The sequence below is a fragment of the Sphingomonas sp. PL-96 genome (assembly GCF_020707215.1).
Classification (GTDB): Bacteria; Pseudomonadota; Alphaproteobacteria; order Sphingomonadales; family Sphingomonadaceae; genus Sphingomonas.
Genome location: NZ_JAJFET010000017.1, coordinates 1 through 19,364, shown reverse-complemented (window position 1 = coordinate 19,364; position 19,364 = coordinate 1). Strand labels below are relative to the sequence as shown.

General features: G+C 69.6%; 19 protein-coding genes and 1 pseudogene. 10 read left to right on the top strand and 10 right to left on the bottom strand.

Annotation, left to right across the window (positions count from 1 at the left end; genetic code table 11):
- The 3 genes and pseudogenes from LK533_RS17640 to LK533_RS17630 all read right to left on the bottom strand — a co-directional run.
- Positions 1 to 213 (bottom strand): annotated as a pseudogene (locus LK533_RS17640) (sensor histidine kinase); the annotation flags it as partial.
- Positions 210 to 917: a response regulator transcription factor gene (locus LK533_RS17635; protein WP_229364387.1), complete on the bottom strand. Its 708-nt coding sequence runs from the start codon at positions 915 to 917 to the stop codon at positions 210 to 212. The gene LK533_RS17635 and the pseudogene LK533_RS17640, both read right to left, overlap by 4 nt.
- Before the next feature lie 11 nt (positions 918 to 928).
- Positions 929 to 2,500: a DUF4153 domain-containing protein gene (locus LK533_RS17630; protein ID WP_229364386.1), complete on the bottom strand. Its 1,572-nt coding sequence runs from the start codon at positions 2,498 to 2,500 to the stop codon at positions 929 to 931.
- Between the two features lie 398 nt (positions 2,501 to 2,898).
- Here LK533_RS17630 and rarD point away from each other — a divergent pair, with 398 nt between their 5' ends.
- Positions 2,899 to 3,798 carry an EamA family transporter RarD gene (gene rarD, locus LK533_RS17625; RefSeq protein WP_229364385.1) on the top strand — a complete coding sequence of 300 codons (900 nt, stop codon included), beginning with the start codon at positions 2,899 to 2,901 and terminating at the stop codon, positions 3,796 to 3,798.
- A 42-nt stretch (positions 3,799 to 3,840) separates the two neighbouring features.
- Here the strand turns inward: rarD and LK533_RS17620 are convergent, their stop codons facing one another.
- Complete coding sequence (locus LK533_RS17620) at positions 3,841 to 4,371, bottom strand: glycine zipper 2TM domain-containing protein (protein WP_229364384.1); 531 nt, start codon at positions 4,369 to 4,371, stop codon at positions 3,841 to 3,843.
- A gap of 168 nt (positions 4,372 to 4,539) precedes the next feature.
- On the bottom strand, positions 4,540 to 5,109 hold the full coding sequence (locus LK533_RS17615; protein ID WP_229364383.1) for a hemerythrin domain-containing protein: 570 nt from the start codon (positions 5,107 to 5,109) through the stop codon (positions 4,540 to 4,542).
- A 140-nt stretch (positions 5,110 to 5,249) separates the two neighbouring features.
- On the opposite strand from LK533_RS17615, the gene LK533_RS17610 reads away from it, so the two are divergent.
- Both LK533_RS17610 and LK533_RS17605 read left to right on the top strand, forming a co-directional pair.
- Positions 5,250 to 5,708, top strand: coding sequence for a GFA family protein (locus tag LK533_RS17610; RefSeq protein WP_267495525.1), 459 nt, complete (start codon positions 5,250 to 5,252; stop codon positions 5,706 to 5,708).
- A 140-nt stretch (positions 5,709 to 5,848) separates the two neighbouring features.
- Positions 5,849 to 6,268: a hypothetical protein gene (locus tag LK533_RS17605; RefSeq protein WP_229364381.1), complete on the top strand. Its 420-nt coding sequence runs from the start codon at positions 5,849 to 5,851 to the stop codon at positions 6,266 to 6,268.
- A gap of 39 nt (positions 6,269 to 6,307) precedes the next feature.
- On the opposite strand, the gene LK533_RS17600 is transcribed toward LK533_RS17605, so the two are convergent.
- Positions 6,308 to 7,138, bottom strand: a complete 831-nt coding sequence (locus LK533_RS17600; protein ID WP_229364380.1) for a class I mannose-6-phosphate isomerase — start codon at positions 7,136 to 7,138, stop codon at positions 6,308 to 6,310.
- 126 nt (positions 7,139 to 7,264) lie between these two features.
- Here LK533_RS17600 and LK533_RS17595 point away from each other — a divergent pair, with 126 nt between their 5' ends.
- The 5 genes from LK533_RS17595 to LK533_RS17575 all read left to right on the top strand — a co-directional run bounded on the left by LK533_RS17595 (position 7,265) and on the right by LK533_RS17575 (position 14,062).
- The gene (locus tag LK533_RS17595) at positions 7,265 to 8,068 is read left to right on the top strand and encodes an outer membrane protein assembly factor BamD (protein WP_229364379.1); all 804 of its coding nucleotides are present in this window, start codon (positions 7,265 to 7,267) and stop codon (positions 8,066 to 8,068) included.
- A 36-nt stretch (positions 8,069 to 8,104) separates the two neighbouring features.
- Positions 8,105 to 9,769, top strand: a complete 1,665-nt coding sequence (gene recN, locus LK533_RS17590) for a DNA repair protein RecN (protein ID WP_229364378.1) — start codon at positions 8,105 to 8,107, stop codon at positions 9,767 to 9,769.
- 263 nt (positions 9,770 to 10,032) lie between these two features.
- Positions 10,033 to 11,340: an Nramp family divalent metal transporter gene (locus LK533_RS17585; protein ID WP_229364377.1), complete on the top strand. Its 1,308-nt coding sequence runs from the start codon at positions 10,033 to 10,035 to the stop codon at positions 11,338 to 11,340.
- Positions 11,341 to 11,415: 75 nt separating this feature from the next.
- The gene (locus tag LK533_RS17580) at positions 11,416 to 13,056 is read left to right on the top strand and encodes a M20/M25/M40 family metallo-hydrolase (protein ID WP_229364376.1); all 1,641 of its coding nucleotides are present in this window, start codon (positions 11,416 to 11,418) and stop codon (positions 13,054 to 13,056) included.
- A gap of 172 nt (positions 13,057 to 13,228) precedes the next feature.
- Positions 13,229 to 14,062, top strand: a complete 834-nt coding sequence (locus tag LK533_RS17575) for an NAD(P)-dependent oxidoreductase (protein ID WP_229364375.1) — start codon at positions 13,229 to 13,231, stop codon at positions 14,060 to 14,062.
- Here LK533_RS17575 and LK533_RS17570 read toward each other — a convergent pair.
- From LK533_RS17570 to LK533_RS17560, 3 genes are all read right to left on the bottom strand, one after another.
- Complete coding sequence (locus tag LK533_RS17570) at positions 13,972 to 14,901, bottom strand: DMT family transporter (RefSeq protein WP_229364374.1); 930 nt, start codon at positions 14,899 to 14,901, stop codon at positions 13,972 to 13,974. The two genes, LK533_RS17575 and LK533_RS17570, sit on opposite strands and share 91 nt — an antisense overlap.
- Complete coding sequence (locus tag LK533_RS17565; RefSeq protein ID WP_229364373.1) at positions 14,898 to 15,899, bottom strand: threonine aldolase family protein; 1,002 nt, start codon at positions 15,897 to 15,899, stop codon at positions 14,898 to 14,900. Before LK533_RS17565 ends, LK533_RS17570 begins: the two co-directional genes overlap by 4 nt.
- Positions 15,900 to 16,163: 264 nt before the next feature.
- Positions 16,164 to 17,108, bottom strand: coding sequence for a PhzF family phenazine biosynthesis protein (locus LK533_RS17560; protein WP_229364372.1), 945 nt, complete (start codon positions 17,106 to 17,108; stop codon positions 16,164 to 16,166).
- A gap of 9 nt (positions 17,109 to 17,117) precedes the next feature.
- On the opposite strand from LK533_RS17560, the gene LK533_RS17555 reads away from it, so the two are divergent.
- Together LK533_RS17555 and LK533_RS17550 are read left to right on the top strand one after the other, a co-directional pair.
- Positions 17,118 to 17,417: an ArsR/SmtB family transcription factor gene (locus LK533_RS17555; protein WP_229364371.1), complete on the top strand. Its 300-nt coding sequence runs from the start codon at positions 17,118 to 17,120 to the stop codon at positions 17,415 to 17,417.
- An 11-nt stretch (positions 17,418 to 17,428) separates the two neighbouring features.
- Entirely contained in the window at positions 17,429 to 17,863 is a 435-nt protein-coding gene (locus LK533_RS17550) for a VOC family protein (protein WP_229364370.1), read from the top strand.
- Positions 17,864 to 17,966: 103 nt separating this feature from the next.
- Here LK533_RS17550 and LK533_RS17545 read toward each other — a convergent pair.
- Positions 17,967 to 19,364 (bottom strand): transglycosylase domain-containing protein (locus tag LK533_RS17545; protein WP_267495524.1); only part of this gene is annotated, 1,398 nt, incomplete at its 5' end.

Genomic DNA, 19,364 nt, shown 5'->3' with positions numbered 1-19,364 from the left:
CGGCCACAGCGCGGCGGCGCTGGCGGCAAGCGCTGCGCCCTGGGCGGCGAGCTCTGCCTCGGTCTGGCGGACCAGCGTGTTTTCGTAGACGCGTAAGGATACCGCGCCGACGCCGGGGAGGGCGGCGACCAGGAAGAAGCTGGCGAACAGATAGCTGCGCAGCGACAGGCGCGGCCAGTGGCGCTTGGCCCAGGCCTTTGCCGACGCAATCACGCCTCGGCGCCGGTGCAGGCCCCCAGGCGATAGCCGATGCCGGGGCGCGTCTCGATCAGGTCGCTGCCGCCCAGGTTGGCGAACTTCGCGCGCAGGTTGCGGATGTGGCTGTCGACGGTGCGATCGGTGATCGCAAAGCCCGGGCCGTGGAGCCGGTCGATGATCGCGTCGCGGCTGAACACCTTGCCCGGCATCACCGCCAGCGTGCGCAGGATCGAGAATTCGGTGACGGTGAGCGGCACTTCGGCGCCGTCCCACAGCGCCTGCCACCCCTCGACATCAAGGGTGAGGCGGGCGTGGCGAATGGCGGCGCCGACATGGTCGGCAGCCGGCGGGCGGGCATGGGTGCGGCGCAGGATCGCCATCACGCGGGCGACGACTTCGCGCGGCGAGAAGGGCTTTACGACATAGTCGTCGGCGCCGAGTTCGATGCCGAGCACGCGGTCGATCTCGTCATCGCGCGACGAGAGGAAGAGGATCGGCAGCTCGCCGGAGGCACGCAGACGGCGGCAGACTTCCAGCCCATCGAGACGCGGCATGTTGATGTCGAGGACGACCAGGTCGGGCTGGCGAGCCTCGGCGAGTTCGAGCGCGGCCTCGCCATCCTCGGCCTCGATCGCGTCGAGACCGGCCTTGCCGAGGGCGAACACCAGCAGCTGGCGGATGTGGGGATCGTCGTCGGCGATCAGGATGGTGCGGGGCATGGGGCACAGGATCATGGTTGGCGCGCTCCCGTCAACGGCGTGGGTGGGGAGGGCGGTGTTGGCGCAGCGCGAGGGCCGGTCGGCGGGAGCGGATCGGCCGGGATCGGCTCCCCGCCGCAGTTGCGGCCGTTCGGAGCGAGGCTCGGGGACGGCGGGTGATCGCCGAGACTTGCGCGGGCGGCGGCGAGGCGGCGGGCGTTGCGCCAGGTCCAGCTGTGCCAGTCGGCCTGCTCGCGTTCGACCTGGGCCAGCGCTTCGGTGCGGAGCCAGGTGGCGCGGTCGCGCAAGATGGGACCGCCGGCGCGGCGCTCCAGCTCGATCAGCGGCAGCAGCGCGGACGGGCCGAGACGCTCGAGATAGCAGAGGTCGAGGTCGCTGCCGGCGCGGGCGTGGCGGACGTTCCAGGCAGCGGCGATCGCGCCGAGATCGGCGATGGTGGCGGCGGTGAGCACGAGCCCGGCGGCGAGCGCATTGGCGTTGACGAGCCAGCCGAGCGTGCGGTGGCCAAGCATCCGCCAGACGATTAGCACCAGCCCGACCGCGACCAGCGCCATCCAGGCGAGCGCGGCGAGGCGCAGCTCGGTCAGGAGAAAGGCGTCGATATAGTCGAGCGTGCGCAGGATGCTGGAGGCGACCAGCAGCAGGTTCTGCGCGACCCAGAGCAGGATAAGGGCGCGGACCGGGCGGCTGGTGGCGCCTGCGCTCCCCGGACGTGTGGCGACGAGCACGAAGGCGGCGGCGAGCAGTGCGGTGACGATCAGCGGATAGGCGCCCTGGTGGGCATAGTCGGCGAGGGTGACGCCGGCGGGTAGCGGCGCGCCGCTCCACAGGAAGGCGAGGTCGAGCGCGTTCTGGACGGCGAAGATCGCGTTGAAGGTGACAAGCGACAGGGTGAGGGTGGCGAGGGGAAGCTCGGCCAAGCTGGCGGTGGCGGCGGGTTCGAAGCGGATCGGGCGCAGGCGTGTGCGCAGGCTCGGCCAGACCAGCCACAGCACCATGCTCCAGAACAGCAGGTGGAGGATAGCGGAGGACAGGTCGGGCAGGCGGATGGCGGCAAAGGCGCTGCCGATCAGCGGGTTGGCGCTGGCGAACAGAGTGAGGAACACCACGCTGCCGATCAGGGGGATCGCGAGCACGCCGAGCACCGCGGGGAGGATGCGGCGGGCGGGGGAGCGGCCGGCGCGCAGCCAGCGGCGGAGGTCGCGGATCGGGGCGACGAGCCCGACGAGGCCGTGCAGGATCAGCCGCCCGGTCCAGCCGATCGCGGTGTGGAAGCGGTGCTGCGGGAGCAGCGCGGCGGTGGCGAGCGCCGTCCAGAACAGGCACCAGTCGAGCGGGTCGGGATCGTCCACCAGCGCGAGGCCGAAGGCGGCGGCGGCGAGCAGTGCGGCGAGCGCGACGCGGCTGCGGCGCAGGTCGGGGCGGGTGAGGGCGAGCACCGCGGCCCAGGCGAGCGCGAAGATGCCGAGCGTGCCGCCCGGCTCCTCGCCATAGAAGAGCCATTGCGCGACGCCGAGCAGCGCGACGGCGCCGGCGACTTTGGCGAGGAAGGTGAAACGATGGTGGTGGTTGGTGGCGCTCATGCCGATCTCCCTGGGTCGGCCATGGGATAGGGCGCGGCTGTCGAGCGGGGGCGCGGCGGACAGACTGCGAGCTGTGGGGGTTGCGTGCAGAAGCGGTGCAGGCGGCGCTTTCGCGAGAGGCATGACGCACGCCTGCATACCCCCGTATCCCTGCGCAGGCAGGGATCCAGGGCCAAACAGGACCATGGCTGGCGGCACTTGCGGCCCTGGATTCCTGCCTGCGCAGGAATACGGGAGTGTGCGCGGCTGCCGCGCCTTTCGCAAAGGTCTCGCCTGCGCAGGAGCGCGGGTGTGCAGAGGTCCGGTGGCCGCCTGGTTGCCGAAGCCGGGTGGACAGGCGGGCGCTTTGGCGGCACGGCGGCCGCGTCCCCTTCCTCCCGACCGCGGATCCGCACGCCATGACTCACCCGCCCGAAAGCCGCCGTGGCCTGATCCACGGCGCCACCGCCTATGCGCTGTGGGGGCTGCTGCCGCTCTATTTCCACCTGGTCGACCGGGTGGATGCGGGCGAGATCGTGGCGCAGCGGGTGCTGTGGTCGGTCGTGCTGCTGGTGCCGATCGTGCTGCTGCTGGGGCGCCGGGGCAAGCTGTGGGCGGCGCTGCGCACGCCCAAGGTGCTGGCGATGCTGGCGGCGAGTGCGGCGCTGATCGCGGCCAACTGGCTGATGTACGTCTGGGCAGTGCTCCATCACCAGGTGCTGGCGGCGAGCATGGCCTATTTCCTGAACCCGCTGCTCAACATCGCGATGGGCGTCGCGCTGCTGAACGAGCGGCTGACGCGGGCGCAGGCGGTGGCGGTGCTGCTGGCGGGCGCGGGGGTCGCGGTGCTGGCGTTCGGGGCGGACGGGGGGCTGTGGATCAGCCTGACGATCGCGCTGAGCTTTGCGTTTTACGGCCTGATCCGCAAGCTGGCGCCGGTGGAGGCGTTCGAAGGGCTGACGATCGAGACGCTGCTGCTGGCGCCGGTCGCGCTCGGCTATGTCGCGTGGCTGTCGGGCCATGGCGGCCTGAGCTTTGGTCGCGAAGCGGGGCTGACGGCGCTGCTGGTGCTGGCGGGCGCGGTGACGACGGTGCCGCTGCTGCTGTTCGCGGCCGCGGCGCGCGAGCTGCGCATGGCGACGCTGGGGCTGCTCCAGTTCGTGGCGCCGAGCCTGCAGTTCCTCCTGGCGATCACGCTGTTCGGGGAGCGGCTGGATGCGCGGACCCTGGTGAGCTTTGCGCTGATCTGGGCCGGGCTGGCGGTCTATGTGGGCGGGAGCCTTGCCGGGCGCCGGCGGCGGGTGGCGGCGGAGGCGTGACGCCGTACCCCGGCCGGTGCCGGGGTACGGGTCGCTGGCTGCTTAGCGGCAGACCACTTCGCGGCGGTCGAGCGAGCGGCCGAGCAGGGCACCGCCGGCGCCGCCGAGCAGCGTGGCGAGCAGCTGCGAATCGCCGTTGGTGAGGATGTTGCCGAGTGCGCCACCGGCCAGGCCGCCCACGATCAGGCCGGTCGTGCCGTCGGTGCGGCGGCAGTAGTAGCGGCCGTTGCCGCCGCGGTAGATGCGGTCGTTGCGGCTGAGGTAGCGCGGCTGGTAATAGTCGCCGCTGCGGTAATAGCGGTCGGCATAATAGCGACCCTGGCCACGCTCGGCACGGTTGTAGTCATAGTTGCGATACTGGCGCCAGTCGCGCTGGCCGTTGCCGCGGCGGCGGTCGTCGTCCCGGCGCGCATCGAAGCGGCGCTCGTTGCGGTCGCGCTGCTGGCTGGCACGGGCGTCGCGATAGTCCTGGTCGCGCCATTGCTGCGCGGGGGCGGGGGCCGCGGACGCGGCGGTCGGAATGGCGGGAAGGACCATCGCAGCCATCAGGCTGGCGATCAGGGGAATACGCATCTGGCAGTCTCCACTTGAAATCAGTGGGGAGAGAACGGTGCGGGCGGATGGGGGTTGCGTGAACGGCAAACTACCTGCCGTTCATGCGCGGGCCAGCCTGCACTCGACCCGATCGCCTGATGTCGCAGCGGCCGGCCGCCTGCCGGGTGTGGGCAGGCGGCGGTGGCGTCAGGCGAGCTTCAGGCCTTCCTTGTTCATCGCGGCGGTGATGTGCTTGTTCTGCGCATCCGACAACTGCCCGCGCAGCTTGGGAAAGAGATCGTCTTCCTCCTCGCGCATGTGCTGCTCGATCATGCCGCGGAACTCCTTGAGCTTGGGCAGCCATTCGGGATCGCTCTTCGCCATCTCGGTCAGCTCAAAGAAATACTGCTTCACATAGCCATGTTCGTGGTTGAGGTGATCGGCAGCGTCGGTCAGCCCCTGGTCGCGCATCATGGCGTAGACGACATTTTCTTCCTGGAACGCGTGCTTGCTGATCGCATGCTTGAGCTGCATCAGCAGGAAGGCGCGACGGCCGGTGTTCCCGTCCGACGTCTTTTCCAGAAGATCAAAGATCTTGAGCGCGGCGGCATGTTCGGCCGCCAGTGCCTTGTCCCAGTTGCCCGCGAACGCGGTCGGTGCCTGGACGGCGGCCTTGCGCACGAAGTTGGCGAGCAGCCCGGCGACAACGCCGGTCGCAGCCCCGATCGCGACCGTGCGGCCGACGTTTCCCGTATTTGCTTGCTGTGTGGTGGCCATGTGCGTGCTCCTCGCCTGTTGGAGCTTCAACGATGGCCTGGGGGCGCTGTTCCCGTGGGCGGGGGCGGGTGTGCGTAGGCGTAGCTTGACGGCAGTCGCCCCCTCGACGACCTCCCCGCACGCTGAGCAGAGGCGGATCGATGCAGGTCGAAGAAGTCACAGGCGGGTGCTTGTGCGGAAGCGTTTCCGTGCGGATTCCAGCCCGGAGGAATGACGTAGGCGTTTGTCATTGTGCAACATGCCGGCAATGGGGCAGCGGGCCCTGGATGGCGCTACAAGTGCCTGGCGCCGTCATCAGCGGCGACGATCTGGCCGTGCACAGGTCCTCCGTGTTCGCCGAGCGAGGCTTCTGCCGCCGCTGCGGCACGCACATCTTTCATCGCCCACAAGAAGGACCGGAGCTGGCGATATCTGCCGGCCTTTTTCCAACCTCCGGTTTGCATATTGCGCGAGAGATCTTCTTCGATGCGAAGCCGCCCTTCTACCGGTTCGTTGCGGAGAGCGAGAAGCGGTCCGGCGCGAGCATGGCCCGGGAGTGGTTTCCGCGGTTGCTTTACCGGCGGATGGGGCGCTGGCTTGGTACGCTCCGCAGGAAGTAGCGCTCGGAACCCTGAGCTCCCGCCTGCGCGGGAGCACGTCGAGATTACGGGAGCAGTATTGGGCGTGTACAGCAGCGGCGACGGAGGCATCATCCACGAACTGGTGCTGTGGGTCGTTGAGGAAAAGGCCAGGTACTCCGATGTCGACCTCACTCGATAGCCACCGCCGCCGTCTTCAGCAGGACATACCGACGGGCATTGCCGCTTTTGTCGCGTTTCTTGCGCTGCTGCTGCCGACGATCGGTGTCGTGACCTTGCTGGTGAAGGGGCCGCAGATCGAAGCGCGTGGTAATCCGCTATATTGGTTGATCCTGAGCGTCCCCGCGATCTGGGCATGGCGGATGACGGACTATTCGCCCGGCGTGCTGCGCACGATACGCCCGATCTTGTTCGCCGCGCCGCTGATCGCGGGCGGCGTTCTGGCGGCAGCACGGGTGCGGGATGCCGGCATGACACCGTATTGGATCATGCTGGCGCTCACCTGTGTGCTGACCGTGGCGGGCGGACTGCTGTACAATCGCAGCCTGCTCGCGCGCGAGGGGCCGATTGGAGCCGAATGAGGGCGCGCCGCTGGCCTAGGCCAAGGCACGCCCTGCGCGTCAATCTTCGATGTACGTCGTGCCCGGATAGGCGAAGAGCAGGTCGGCGCCTTCGGTCGCCTCGACCTGGGTGGTGCCGGTGAGCGTCAGGCATTCGCCGGCCTTGAAGGGCGTGCCGTCGGCGGTGCCGTCGCCGGTCACGGGGACCAGCCAGCCGGTGGTGCCTTCGGGCAGGGTCACGGTGCGGGTGCCGGCGGGCCAGCGTTCCAGCACGAACTTGGGACCTTCGACCAGGATGGTGCGGTCCTGGGCGATCCGGCCGGGGGCGGCGGGGGCGACGAAGGGCACTGCGTCGGAGACCGCGACGCCGTCTTCCAGGTGCAGCTCGCGCGGGCGGCCGTAGTCGTAGAGGCGGTACGTCGTTTCGGAATTCTGCTGGATCTCGATCAGGGTGATGCCGGCGCCGATCGCGTGGACGGTGCCCGAGGCCGAGTAGAAGAAGTCGCCCGCCTTGACCGGCTTCCAGTCGAGCTTGTGCTCGATCGAACCGTCCTCGGCCGCGGCGCGCAGTTCTTCGTGGCTCATGGGTGCGAGCGTGCCGAGCGCGATGGTCGAATCCGGCTCGGCCGCCAGGATCACCCAGCACTCGTCCTTGCCGCGCGGCAGGCCGCGGGCCTGAGCCTGGGCGTCGTCGGGGTGGACCTGCACCGACAGCTTCTCGCTGGTGAAGAGATACTTCACCAGCAGGTCGGGGGTCGAATCGCCGGGCGACTTGAACCATACCTCGCCGATCGGATCGCTGCCCGGGGCCGGATCGGGGAAGCCGGGCCACAGGTCGTGGCGGCCCCAGGGCTTTTCGACGCGGTGGGTTTCGAGCATCGTTGCGGGCAAAGTGCTTCTCCGTTCAGGACAAATAGAGCGTCCGGACGCACGGCGAGCGCGCCACACGTCCGATCGGTTCCACCGTTGCGCGAAAGCTATTGTTCGCGCCACCCCTAAGCGGCTAGGACGCAGCTCATGCGTAAGTCCCTGTTCCGTGCAAGCACGCTGGCCCTGTTCGCCGCTGGAGCGGCAACCCTCTCCGGCTGCGCGCGCAGCGGAGGCGGCTCCAACGACACTCCCTATGTCGCGCGCGACGTGGGGACGCTCTACACCGCGGCCAAGAATCGGCTCGACCGTGGCCAGTACAAGCTGGCCGCCGGGCTGTTCGACGAGGTCGAGCGCCAGCATCCCTATTCGGTCTGGGCGCGGCGCGCGCAGGTGATGGGCGCGTTCAGCTATTACCTGGACCGCGACTATGCCAAGGCGATCGCCGGCGCGCAGCGGTTCCTGTCGGTGCATCCGGGCAACCAGGAAGCGCCCTACGCCTATTATCTGATCGCGATCTCCTATTACGAGCAGATCGCCGACGTGACCCGCGACCAGAAGATCACCGACCAGGCGATGACGGCGCTGGGCGAGCTGATCCGCCGCTATCCCCAGTCCAACTATGCCGCCGACGCGCGGCTGAAGATGGACCTGGTGCGCGACCACCTGGCCGGCAAGGAAATGGAGATCGGCCGCTTCTATGAGCAGCGCGGCCAGTGGCTGGCGGCGTCGATGCGCTTCCGCCGCGTGGTGGACGAGTATCAGACCACCACCCACGCGCCCGAGGCGCTGATGCGCCTGACCGAGACCTATCTGGCGCTGGGCGTGCCGGACGAGGCGCGCAAGTCGGCCGCGGTGCTGGGCACCAACTATCCCGGCACCGAATGGTATGAGCGCGCGTACAAGCTGATGCAGGAGCATGCGCCCCAGACCGCAGCCGCCAAGGGCGCCTGACGCGCGGCGGCAGCCCCTGGCCATGAGGACGGATCGATGCTGACGGCACTGTCGATCCGCGACGTGGTGCTGATCGAGGCGCTGGACCTGGAGTTCGGCGTCGGCCTTGGCGTGCTGACCGGCGAGACGGGGGCGGGCAAGTCGATCCTGCTCGACGCGCTGGGGCTGGCATTGGGCGCGCGCGGGGACACCGGGCTGGTGCGCGATGGCGCCACCCAGGCGGTGGTGACCGCGAGCTTTGATGCACCCGCACCGGGCACGCCGCTTGCCGCCATCTTCGAAGACAATGGCCTGGAGCTGGAGCCGGGCGAGCCGCTGATCGTGCGGCGGCTGGTGAAGCGCGACGGCGGCAGCCGCGGGTTCGTCAACGACCAGCCGGCATCGGCGGCGCTGCTGCGGGAGATGGGCCAGCATCTGGTCGAGGTGCATGGCCAGCACGACGACCGGGGACTGCTGAACCCGCGCGGCCACCGCGCGCTGCTCGATGCCTATGCGCGGATCGACGCGCGCGCGGCGAGTGCGGCCTATCGGGCGTGGCGCGATGCGGAAAGCGCGCTGGCGGACGCGCAGGCGGAGATCGAGACGGCGCAGCGGGATCGCGAGTGGCTGGAGCATGCGGTCGCCGAGCTCGACGCGCTGGCGCCCGAGCCCGGCGAGGAAGAGTCGCTCGCCGATCGGCGGCGCCTGATGCAGCGCGCGGAAAAGGCGTCGGACGATCTGCGCGCGGTGGAGACGCTGCTGGAAGGATCGGGCGGTGGCCTTGCGCAGCTGCGCCAGGCGGCGCGGGTGCTGGAGCGGCTGGGCGACGACCATCCCGCGCTGGCCGAGGCGCTGGCGGCGGTCGACCGGGCAGTGATCGAGGGTGCGGTGGCCGAGGACCGGCTGCGCGAGGCGCGCGCGGCGCTGGCGTTCGACCCGCGCGCGCAGGAGGATGACGAGGCGCGGCTGTTCGAGTTGCGCGGGGTGGCGCGCAAGCATCGGGTGCGGCCGGACGAACTCGCCGAACTCGCCGACGAGCTGCGCGGGCGATTGCGGCGGCTGGAGTCGGGCGAAGAAGGCATTGCCGCGCTGGCGGCGGCGGTCGCAACCGCGCGGGCGGCCTATGATGCGGCGGCCGAAGCGCTGACGGCGCAGCGCAGCGCGGCGGCCGGGGGCCTCGACCGGGCGGTGGCGGGAGAACTGGCGCCGCTGAAGCTGGAGGCGGCGCGGTTCCGCACGGTGGTGGCGCCGCTCGGGCCCGAGCAATGGTCGGCCGCGGGCAAGGACCGCGTCGAGTTCGAGATCGCGACCAACCCCGGCACGCCGTTCGCGCCGCTGATCAAGATCGCGAGCGGCGGCGAGCTGTCGCGCTTCATCCTCGCGCTCAAGGTCGCGCTGGCGGAAGAGGGCGGCGCGGGGACGATGGTGTTCGACGAGATCGACCGCGGCGTCGGCGGCGCGGTGGCGTCGGCAATCGGCGACCGGCTCGCGCGGCTGGCCGAGCGCACCCAGGTGCTGGTGGTGACGCACAGCCCCCAGGTCGCCGCGCGCGGGCGGCGCCACCTGCTGATCGCCAAGCGCAGCGACGGAGTGGTGACGCGCACGGGCGTGACGCCGCTGGATCCGGCGGAGCGCCGCGAGGAGATCGCGCGGATGCTGTCGGGCGCCGAGATCACCGACGAGGCGCGGGCGCAGGCGGCGCGGTTGATCGGGAGCGTCTGAGGGGGCGAAGGGGCGGCAACTGCCCGGAGAACTTCCCGTATCCCTGCGCAGGCAGGGATCCAGGGCCGGGCAGAACAGCGGAGTGCGGCGCTTGTGGCCCTGGGCTCCTGCCTTCGCAGGAGCACGGCAAGAGCGGTCGGGCAGGTCTGGCCTGCGCAGGAGCGCGGGAAGGGTCGGTAACGGTTTCCGCTTTCCGCGGCGCTCGGTGAACCACGGCGCGCCTGAAGGGTTGGAGCCGCTCGGCACCCACGAGCGAGGCTTCTGTGATCGACCCTATCCGCGAGCCTCTGGAAGCCGACACCCAGGTCCATGCGCCGCCCCCGCCCGCAGGCTTCATGAAGCTGGTCGGTGCCGGGGTGGTGACCGGGGCCGCCGACGACGATCCTTCCGCGATCGGCACCTATGCCAGCGCAGGCGCGCGCTTCGGGCTCAGCTTCCTGTGGATCGCGCCGGTCCTGCTGCCGATGATGTATGTCGTCACCTATCTGTCGGCCAAGATCGGGCAGGTGTACGGCAAGGGACTGTTCGCCTGCATCCGCGACCAGTTTCCCCGCTGGGTCCTCTACCCGATGGTGACGCTGGCGTTCCTGGGCAACATCATCGAGGCGGCGGCGGACCTGGGCGGCATCGGCGCCGCACTCAACCTGCTGGTGCCGGTGCCCGTGCCGTTGATCGTGGTCGCGGCGGCGGCGGTCATCTATGCGGTCCAGTATTTCGGGTCCTACACGCTGATCCGGCGGGTGTTCCGCTGGCTGGCGCTGATCCTGTTCGCCTATGTCGCGGCCGCGATCCTGGCGCGGCCAGACCCGCTGGAGGTGCTGCGCGCCACCTTCTTCCCGCGCATCGAGTTCAGTTCGGAGTTCATCGCGCTGGTGGTGGCGTGCATCGGCACCTCGCTGTCCGCCTATGTCTATACCTGGCAGTCGAACCAGGAGGTGGAGGAGCAGATCGCGATCGGCCGCCGCCGGCTGTGGCAGCGCAAGGGGGCGACCAGGCGGGAGATGAAGCGCACCAGCCGCGACGTGCTGGTCGGCATGGTGTTCTCCAACCTCATCCTTTACTTCATCATCCTGTCGACCGGGCTGACGCTGCACCCCGCCGGCCAGACCGAGATCGACAGCGCCGCCCAGGCCGCCGCCGCGCTCGAGCCCTTGGCAGGCGAAGGCGCGAAATATCTGTTTGCAGCAGGGGTGGTCGGGGTCGGTTTCCTGGCGGTGCCGATCATGACGACGGGTGCCGCCTATGACGTGGTGCAGGGGATCGGGCGCGAAGGCAGCCTCCACGACGCACCGAGCCAGAACAAGCTGTTCTACGGCATCATCGGCACGGTGACGGCGCTTGCGGTGGCGATGAACTTCCTGGGGCTCAACCCCATGAAGATGCTGGTGTGGTCGGGCATCGTCCAGGGGTTCTCGGTGCCGCCGCTCCTGCTGCTGATGATGCTGCTGACCAACAGCCGCAAGGTGGTGGGCGCGCGGACCAATGGGCGCTGGACGAATTTCCTGGGGTGGGTGACGACGCTGGTCACGTTCCTCTGCACCGTCACGCTGGTTGCGACCTGGTTCCTTTGAGGGAGCGGGAGGCGCTTCTGCCGGGGGCTATCCTGTTCTAAGGTGGCGCTTTCCTCCTTCTCCCGAAAGTCGCCGATGCGTTCCTTGCTGTTGAGCCTGCCGTTGCTTTCCCTGGTCGTGGCGCAGCCTGCGCTTGCCCAGGCCGTGCCTGCCGCGCCCGTGGCGCAGGCGCCGCTCAGCCCGCAGCAGGCGGCGCTGAAGGCGCATGTCGCGTTTCTTGCCTCCGACGCATTGCGGGGACGCGAGGCGGGGACGCCGGACTATGACGTGGCGGCGGAATATGTCGCGGCGCAGATGCTGGCGGCGGGGCTGGCGCCGGGTGGGCCGGACGGCAGCTGGTTCCAGCCGGTGCCGCTGGTCGCGGCCAAGCCCGCAGGCGAGCCGACGATGGCGCTGACGGTCGGCGGCAGGCCGGTGGCGATGGGCTTCGGGAGCGACTGGACGATCCGGGTGAGCCCGCAGGCCGAGCGGATCGCGCTGTCCGCGCCGGTGGTGTTCGCGGGCTATGGCATTGTCGACAAGGCCAGTGGCCGGGACGATTATCGCGGGCTGGACGTGCGCGGCAAGGTCGTCGCGCTGCTGTACAGCGGGCCCAAGGGGCTCAACAGCGAGATCGCGGCGCACTTGAGCAACCGGCTCGACCGGGCGCGTGCGGCCCAGGCGCGGGGTGCGGTGGGCGTGGTGATGCTGGAGACGAGCCAGATCCACCAGGTCTTCCCGTTCGAGGCGATGGCCGAGGGCTGGGACACGCGCGGCGTGACCTGGGCGAACGCCGACGGAAGCCCGCGCGACGGTGGCGCGCCGATGCTGGGCGTGCTGAGCTTTGCGGGCGCGGAGAAGCTGTTCGCGGGATCGAAGATGCGCTGGAGCGACGTGCGCGCCGCGGACGACGCGGGCAGGAAGCTGCCGACGGGGGCGCTGGCGGCGACGCTGTCGACCGAGCAGCGCTTTGCCCTGAAGCGAGTGCCGAGTGCCAATGTGGTGGGGATGCTGCGCGGGTCGGACCCGACGCTGGCAAGCGAAGTGGTGGTGCTGTCCGCGCACCTCGACCATATCGGCGTGACCAAGCCGGTGAATGGCGACGCGATCAACAACGGCGCGCTCGACAATGCGATCGGCATTGCGTCCATGCTGGAGGTCGCCAAGGCGTTCGGCGCGGAGAAGGCGCGGCCGAAGCGCAGCCTGTTGTTCGTGGCCGTCACCGCCGAGGAGAAGGGGCTGATCGGCTCCGACTATTTCGCCCAGCACCCGACGGTGGCGAAGGAGAATGTGGTCGCCAACGTCAACCTGGACATGCCGATCCTGACCTATCGCTTTGTCGACCTGGTGGCGTTCGGGGCGGACCGGTCGAGCATCGGACCGGCGGTGGCCGCCGCCGCCAAGGCGCGTGGCCTCGCGCTGGTGCCGGACCCGGCGCCGGAGGAGGCAGACTTCGTGCGCACCGACCATTACAGCTTCGTGCGGCAGGGGGTGCCGTCGGTGTCGCTCAACCCGGGGCCGGGCGGACCCGGCGCGGCGGCGACCAAGGCGTTCCTGGACAACAACTATCACCAGCCGTCGGACGAGATCGGGCTGCCGATCGACTGGACGGCGGCGGAGGCGTTCGTGGACGTGAACCAGGCGATCGTGCGCACGCTGGCGGATGCGCCGGACCGACCGCGCTGGAACAAGGGCGATTATTTCGGGACGCTCTACCAGGGGCCGATGGCGAAGTAGGACGGGTCTCCGTCCTTTCCGTTCACCTCGAGTAGCCGTCGAGCTTGTCGAGACGGCGTATCGAGAGGGCGGCGCTGGCGGCTCTCTCGATACGGGCTCTCGACAAGCTCGATCCCTACTCGAGACAAACGGATAAGAGGGAATGGCGTGGTGAGGATGGGGTCGGCCTAGGATGCGGATGCTGGTGTTCGGCCTAGGCTATGCTGCGGGGGTTGCTGCCGACCGGCTGCGCGCGCGGGGCTGGCGGGTGATCGGCACGAGCCGAGACGGGCGGGATGGCACGATCGCGTTTGGCGATGTCGACCGCGTGAGGTTCGAGATCGCGGCGGCCGATGCGGTGCTGTCGAGCGTGCCGCCCGAAGGCGACTTGGACCCGGTGCTGGCGGCGTATGGCGATGCGCTGGCGGAGCGCGGGTGCTGGCTGGGCTATCTGTCGTCGACGGGCGTCTATGGCGATGCCGGCGGCGGCTGGGTGGACGAGAGTGCGCCCCTGGGTGGGCGGCGGCCGGCGCGGGTGGCGGCCGATCGCGCGTGGCTGGCGCTGGGCGCGCGGGTGCTCCGGCTGCCGGGCATCTATGGGCCGGGGCGCTCGCCGCTGGAGCGGGTGCGGGCCGGGCGCGCGCATCGCGTGGATCTGGCCGGTCAGGTGTTCAGCCGCGTCCATGTCGACGACATCGCCGCGGGCGTCGTGGCGGCGCTGAACGGGCCGGCGGGGGCGTACAACCTGTCCGACGACCTGCCGGCGGACCAGAATGCGGTGGTCGCCTATGCCGCGCGGCTGCTGGGAATGGCGCCGCCGCCGTTCGTGCCGCTCGATAGCCTGTCGCCGATGGCGCAGGGTTTCTATGCCGAGAACCGGCGGGTGGCGAACGGGCGGGCGAAGCGCGTGCTCGGCTGGCGACCGCGCTTTCCCGATTACCGGTTCGGCCTGCGCGCGCTCAATGCGATGACGAGCCCGGCGAGCACCAGCAGCGCGCCGGCGCCTGCCAGCAGCGACCAGCGATAGCCCTCGAACAGGGTCGAGAGCAGCATCGCGATCACGGGTACCACGACGCCGTTGTACGCCGCCTTGGCCGGCCCGATCGCGCGGATGATGCCGAAGTAGAGCGCGAACGCGATCGCCGAGCCGAAGATCGCGAGATAGAGGATGCCGGCCACATAGGCCCAGCGCCAGTCGAACACCGGCGGGCCGACGGTTGCGGTGGCAAAGGCCGCGTCCATCGCTGCGCCCATCAGCATGGCGATTCCGAGCACCGGCGCCATCGGATAGCGCTTGGCAGCCTTGGTCGCCTGCATGACGTTGGCGACCGAGGCCGAGAGCACGCCGGCAAGCGTGATCCCCATGCCGAGCAGCACCGTGTCGCTGTCTGCCGCCGCCTGGCGCAGCTCATGCACGAACAGCAGCGCGACGCCGGCCATCGCAATGGCCGAGCCGACCAGCAGCTGGCGGCCCATGCGCTGGCCAAGGAAGATGCGGGCGAGCGTGGCGTTGGGGACGATGAGCAGCGCATAGACGACCGCGACCAGGCCGGAGGTCACGAACTGTTCGGCGCGATAGACGAAGTTGAAGTTGAGGCAGAACTGGGTGAGCGCCAGCACGGCAGCGAAGCCCCAGCCGCGCGCATCGAGACGCAGCGAGTCGCGCCGCAGCAGCGCCCACACCAGCATGACGATGCCCGCAGTGCCGAAGCGATAGGCGACCGACCAGGTCGGCGGCACCACCCCGAGCTGGTCGCGAATGACGATCCAGGTCGACCCCCAGATCAGCGTGACGATCCCGAACGGGACCAGCACGCCGAGGGTGGCGGAGCGCGGCGTCTCGCCCGGGGGGACGGGCGTGGTCACAGCGCTGCGATGGCGTCGGCGAGCGGGCGGATCTGTTCCTCGGTCTGGTCCCAGGAGGTGACCAGCCGGATTTCGCCGGCCGCCCAGTCGTAGAAGTCGAAGCCGAGCGCGCGCAGGGACGCGGCCTCTTGCGGAGTCGCGCGCAGGAACAGCTCGTTGGCCTCGACCGGATAGACCAGGCGATCGCCGGCGGCCTGGGCGAGCAGCGCCGCACCGGCGTTGGCGGCACGGGCGCTGGCGAGCCAGAGGTCGTTCTCGACCATCGCCAGGATCTGCGCGGCGAGGAAGCGGCCCTTGGACGCGAGCAGGCCGGCGCGCTTGCGGCGGGCCTTGGCGACGGCGGCAAGCTCGGGCTTGAAGAACACCAGTGCTTCCGCGCTCATGCCGCCGTTCTTGATGAAGCCGAAGCTCAAGGCGTCGACGCCGGCCTTCCAGGTGACGTCGGCAGGCGTGCAGCCGAGGTGGGCGACCGCGTTGGCGAAGCGCGCGCCGTCCATGTGCAGGCCAAGGCCGCGGGCGCGCGTGATGGCGCCGATCTCGGCCACTTCGGCTGGCGTGTAGACCAGGCCGTATTCGGTGGCGTTGGTGATGGAGACGGCGTGCGGCTGTACCCAGTGGACGCCGTTGACGATGCGATCGAGCCGGGCGGTGAGCGCGTCGGGCGTGAGCTTGGCGCCGGGACCTTCGACCAGCAGCAGCTTGGCGCCATGGGTGTAGAATTCGGGGGCGCCGCCCTCGTCGTTCTGAATGTGCGCGTCGGCGTGGCAGACGACGGCGCCGTGCGGCGGGCACATCGCGGCGAGCGCCAGGCAGTTGGCGGCGGTGCCGGAGGGGACCCAGAGCGCTGCGACCTCGGTCTCGAACAGCTCCGACAGGCGGCCATCGAGCGCCTGGCTGAGCGCATCGCCGTCATAGGCGGTGTCGAGCCGGTTGGCGGCGAGGATCGCGTCGATGACCTGAGGGCAGGCGGCGGCGGCGTTGTCGGAGAAGAAGCGCATGACCGGTGCCTTGGGCGGGGGCGCGGCGGAGGTCAACGGGGAGTTGGCGGAGGCTCGCAACTCCCGCTGCCCCGGAGCCGTCAGCGACGCTGGCACCCGGGCAGCGCTCGTCCGGGCGAAGGCCGGGGATCCTGCCTCCGCTTGCGCCGGTGGCCCGGTGGATCCCGGCCTTCGCTGGCATGACGAAGAAGGAAGCCGGACGGCAGCTCGCGCCCGAAACCCGCCTTTCAGGTCGGCTCGACCGGCACCCAGGAGCAGACGTCGTCAGAGCGTGAGTTCACCTTGCATGACCTGCACGCATGACCCGTGGAGCGTGGCGGCGATGCCATCCGCACTGCGGCGTGCCTCAACGCGAAGGAGGCTCGGCCGTCCCATCTCGATCCCCTGATGGATGGTGAACACGGCCGCCTCACGTCCCGGGTCCAGCGCCAGCAGGAGGCAGGCAAGCGGGGCGTTCGCGCTGCCCGTGGCCGGATCTTCCCAGGTACCTGCCAGCGGCGCAAACATGCGAGCGCGCAACGTGCGCGCGTGCCGGCAGTAGACGTGGACCGAGAAGCGGCCTCCCTCCTGCGGATGCGCCGCTAGAGCGTCCCGAAAGGCATCCACATCGGGCGAGCAGCGCACCAGCGCGTCGTCGGTCAGTTCGGCAATGACATAGGGATTGCCGTTCGACGCGATCATCGGCGGATGCGTCGTCGTCACCACGTCGCCGGCGGCCAACCGCAGGACGCGGGCTATCACCTCTGGCTCCAGCGCTTCCCCTAGCGTCAGGGTCTGCGGCGTTGTGACCGCAGCGCCGACTGGCTCCCCATCCGCATTTCGCTCGATCCGGATGTGGACGAGCCCGGCCGGTATCTCGAACGTCGCTTCAGCAAGATCAGGATGGAGGCCGGCAAGGATGAAGGCGGTACCGATCATCGGATGACCGGCAAACGCCATTTCCGCTGTACGGTTGAAGATGCGAACCCGCGCCGTGTGCCCCGGTTCGGCGGGCGGCAGTACGAATGTAGTCTCGCTCAAGTTGAACTCGGCGGCGACCGCCTGCATCGTCATACTGTCGAGCGTGTCACCACCGATCACAACCGCGAGCGGATTGCCGCCGAAGCGCGCGCTGGTGAACACGTCGGCGGTGTAAAACGGAAGAGAAGGCACGACACGATCCCCAAGGCTGTTCGCCCGCTGATTGACATGTAGTTCGTCGATTGGCAAACTCTCGATATGGAAACGGCTGACCTGTTCCGCGCTCTCGGTAATGAACGGCGCCTACAAATTTTAGGTTGGCTTCGCGACCCGACCATCCATTTTCCCCCGCAACGCGACGGCGACCTGATTGAGGATGGAGTGTGCGGCCAGTTTATCGCCGACAAGCTCGGCGTGAACGCCTCCACCCTCAGCGAGCATATGCGCGTGCTGCAAGCCAGTGGGCTGGTGACGGCCAAGCGCATCAAGCAGTGGACCTTCTACCGCCGCAACGACCAACGGATAAGCGAGATCGCGTCGATTGTGGGTTCGATCTGAGAGGAACGGCTATGTTCAGTCACGTGACCGTGGGCGTAAGCGACCTCGATCGGGCCGGATCTTTCTACGATGCGGTGCTTGGGCCGCTTGGCCTTTCCCAGCGCATTGTCATGCCGGATGGTGGTCCACCATCACGTTGTTGGCACCGACAAGGTGAGGCGTTTCCGCGCTTCTACGCCTACCTCCCGTTCGATGGGAGGCCCAGCTCACACGGTAACGGCAGCATGGTGGCGTTCCTTGCCCCGACGATCGCGGCGGTGGAGCGAGCACATGCTGAAGGGTTGAGGGCGGGCGGCATCGACGACGGCAGACCTGGCCCGCGGACGCACTATGGTCCGGGCTATTATGGTGCTTACCTGCGCGATCCTGACGGCAACAAGATACACGTCGTGTATCGAGGCGAAATGGTCGCCGAGGATAGCTTTACCCGGAATCCTCCCCGTTAGAAGGCGTGCGGGCAGTCATGTCTGCTGTCGTTATCACTTCCCCAGAAGCTGACGACCCGCCTTCCACCCTATCCAGCCGTTCGGCTCCGGCCGTTCGGTTCGATCAATCTTCCTCATCCTCAAACCGGCGGGCGTCTTGTTCGGGCGGGGGCGGGGGGGCGCGGCGGTCGCCATTGCGCTCCACCTGGATGCCGCCGTCGCGGTCGAAGCGCAGGTTGAGGCCCATGCCCTGGACCTGGTCCTCGATGGTGTCGCGGGCCTCATCGATGGCGACGCCGGCCTCGTCGAGCGCCTCGTCGGCGCCCTCGAGGCTGTTGTCCATCACCTCTTCTGCGTCCTCGTTCACCTCCGGCGGAGGCGGGGGGAGCGGCACGCCGAGCGCCTCGGTCATGAAGTCGCGCCAGATGCGGGCCGGAAGCCCGCCGCCGGCGAGGCCGGGGTTGGCAGTGTTGTCGTCGTTGCCGAGCCACACGCCCGCGACGATGTCGCCGGCATAGCCCACGAACAGCGCGTCGCGCGAATTCTGGGTGGTGCCGGTCTTGCCGAACGCCTCCACCGGCAGGTTCGCCTGGTGGCCGGTGCCGCGGATCGAGGCGGCGAGCAGCGCGCGCATGCCGTCGAGCTCGCGGCGGCCGAGCGGGCGGCTGCTGTTGCGCAGCCGTTCGAACCAGCTGCTCTCCTCCTCTTGGCCAAGCCCATGGGGCCGCACCGGCGCCTCGCCCGCGGCGATCGCGGCATAGGCGGCGGTGAGTTCGAGCAGCGAGACGTTGGCGGTGCCGAGCGCAATCGTCGCCTCGTTGGGGATCGGCGTCGAAATGCCGAGGTCGCGGGCGGCGCGGATGACGTTGCGCACGCCCACCTCCTGCGTCAGCCGCGCGGCGGCCACGTTGCTCGACCGGGCAAAGGCGCGGGTGAGCGGAATGGTGCCGAGATAGCGGCCGTCGCTGTTCTTGGGGCTCCAGTCGCCGATCGTCACCGGTTCGTCCTGCACGGGCGAGTCCGGGGAAAGGCCGGAGCGCAGGGCGGCGAGATAGACGAACAGCTTGAAGGTGGAGCCGGGCTGGCGGCGCGCCTGCACCGCGCGGTTGAACGGGCTCGCCTTGTAGTTCTTGCCGCCCACCATCGCGATGACGCGGCCGTCGGGGTGCATGGCGACGAGTGCCGCCTGGGTCTGGCGCAGGCCTGCGCGGCGGATCGCGCGTTCGGCGGCGCGCTGCACGCGAGCCTCGAGCGTGGTGGTGACGCGCAGGTCGGTGCCGACGCCGCCGGCGCGGTCGCGTGCGGCCGGCAGCACCCAGTCGGCGAAATAGGTGCCGCTGGGCAGGTCGTCGCTCTTGGCGACGCGCAGGCGGGCGGGCTTCACCGCGCGCGCTTCGGCCGGGGTCAGGAAGCCGGCGGCCTTCATGGTCGAGACGACCACGGCCTGCCGCTCGCGCGCGCCCTGGAGGTTGCCGGTGGGGGCGAGGCGGGAGGGAGCCTTGACCAGCCCGGCGAGCATGGC

Bases quoted from the DNA above. Each gene is read 5' to 3' on its own strand.
- LK533_RS17575 (WP_229364375.1), top strand. From the start codon at position 13,229: ATGCGGATGCTGGTGTTCGGCCTAGGCTATGCTGCGGGGGTTGCTGCC.
- LK533_RS17565 (WP_229364373.1), bottom strand. From the start codon at position 15,899: ATGCGCTTCTTCTCCGACAACGCCGCCGCCGCCTGCCCTCAGGTCATC.
- LK533_RS17595 (WP_229364379.1), top strand. From the start codon at position 7,265: ATGCGTAAGTCCCTGTTCCGTGCAAGCACGCTGGCCCTGTTCGCCGCT.
- LK533_RS17605 (WP_229364381.1), top strand. From the start codon at position 5,849: ATGTCGACCTCACTCGATAGCCACCGCCGCCGTCTTCAGCAGGACATA.
- LK533_RS17620 (WP_229364384.1), bottom strand. From the start codon at position 4,371: ATGCGTATTCCCCTGATCGCCAGCCTGATGGCTGCGATGGTCCTTCCC.
- LK533_RS17610 (WP_267495525.1), top strand. From the start codon at position 5,250: ATGCAGGTCGAAGAAGTCACAGGCGGGTGCTTGTGCGGAAGCGTTTCC.
- LK533_RS17550 (WP_229364370.1), top strand. From the start codon at position 17,429: ATGTTCAGTCACGTGACCGTGGGCGTAAGCGACCTCGATCGGGCCGGA.
- LK533_RS17615 (WP_229364383.1), bottom strand. From the start codon at position 5,109: ATGGCCACCACACAGCAAGCAAATACGGGAAACGTCGGCCGCACGGTC.
- recN (WP_229364378.1), top strand. From the start codon at position 8,105: ATGCTGACGGCACTGTCGATCCGCGACGTGGTGCTGATCGAGGCGCTG.
- LK533_RS17580 (WP_229364376.1), top strand. From the start codon at position 11,416: ATGCGTTCCTTGCTGTTGAGCCTGCCGTTGCTTTCCCTGGTCGTGGCG.
- LK533_RS17630 (WP_229364386.1), bottom strand. From the start codon at position 2,500: ATGAGCGCCACCAACCACCACCATCGTTTCACCTTCCTCGCCAAAGTC.
- LK533_RS17635 (WP_229364387.1), bottom strand. From the start codon at position 917: ATGCCCCGCACCATCCTGATCGCCGACGACGATCCCCACATCCGCCAG.
- LK533_RS17555 (WP_229364371.1), top strand. From the start codon at position 17,118: ATGGAAACGGCTGACCTGTTCCGCGCTCTCGGTAATGAACGGCGCCTA.
- rarD (WP_229364385.1), top strand. From the start codon at position 2,899: ATGACTCACCCGCCCGAAAGCCGCCGTGGCCTGATCCACGGCGCCACC.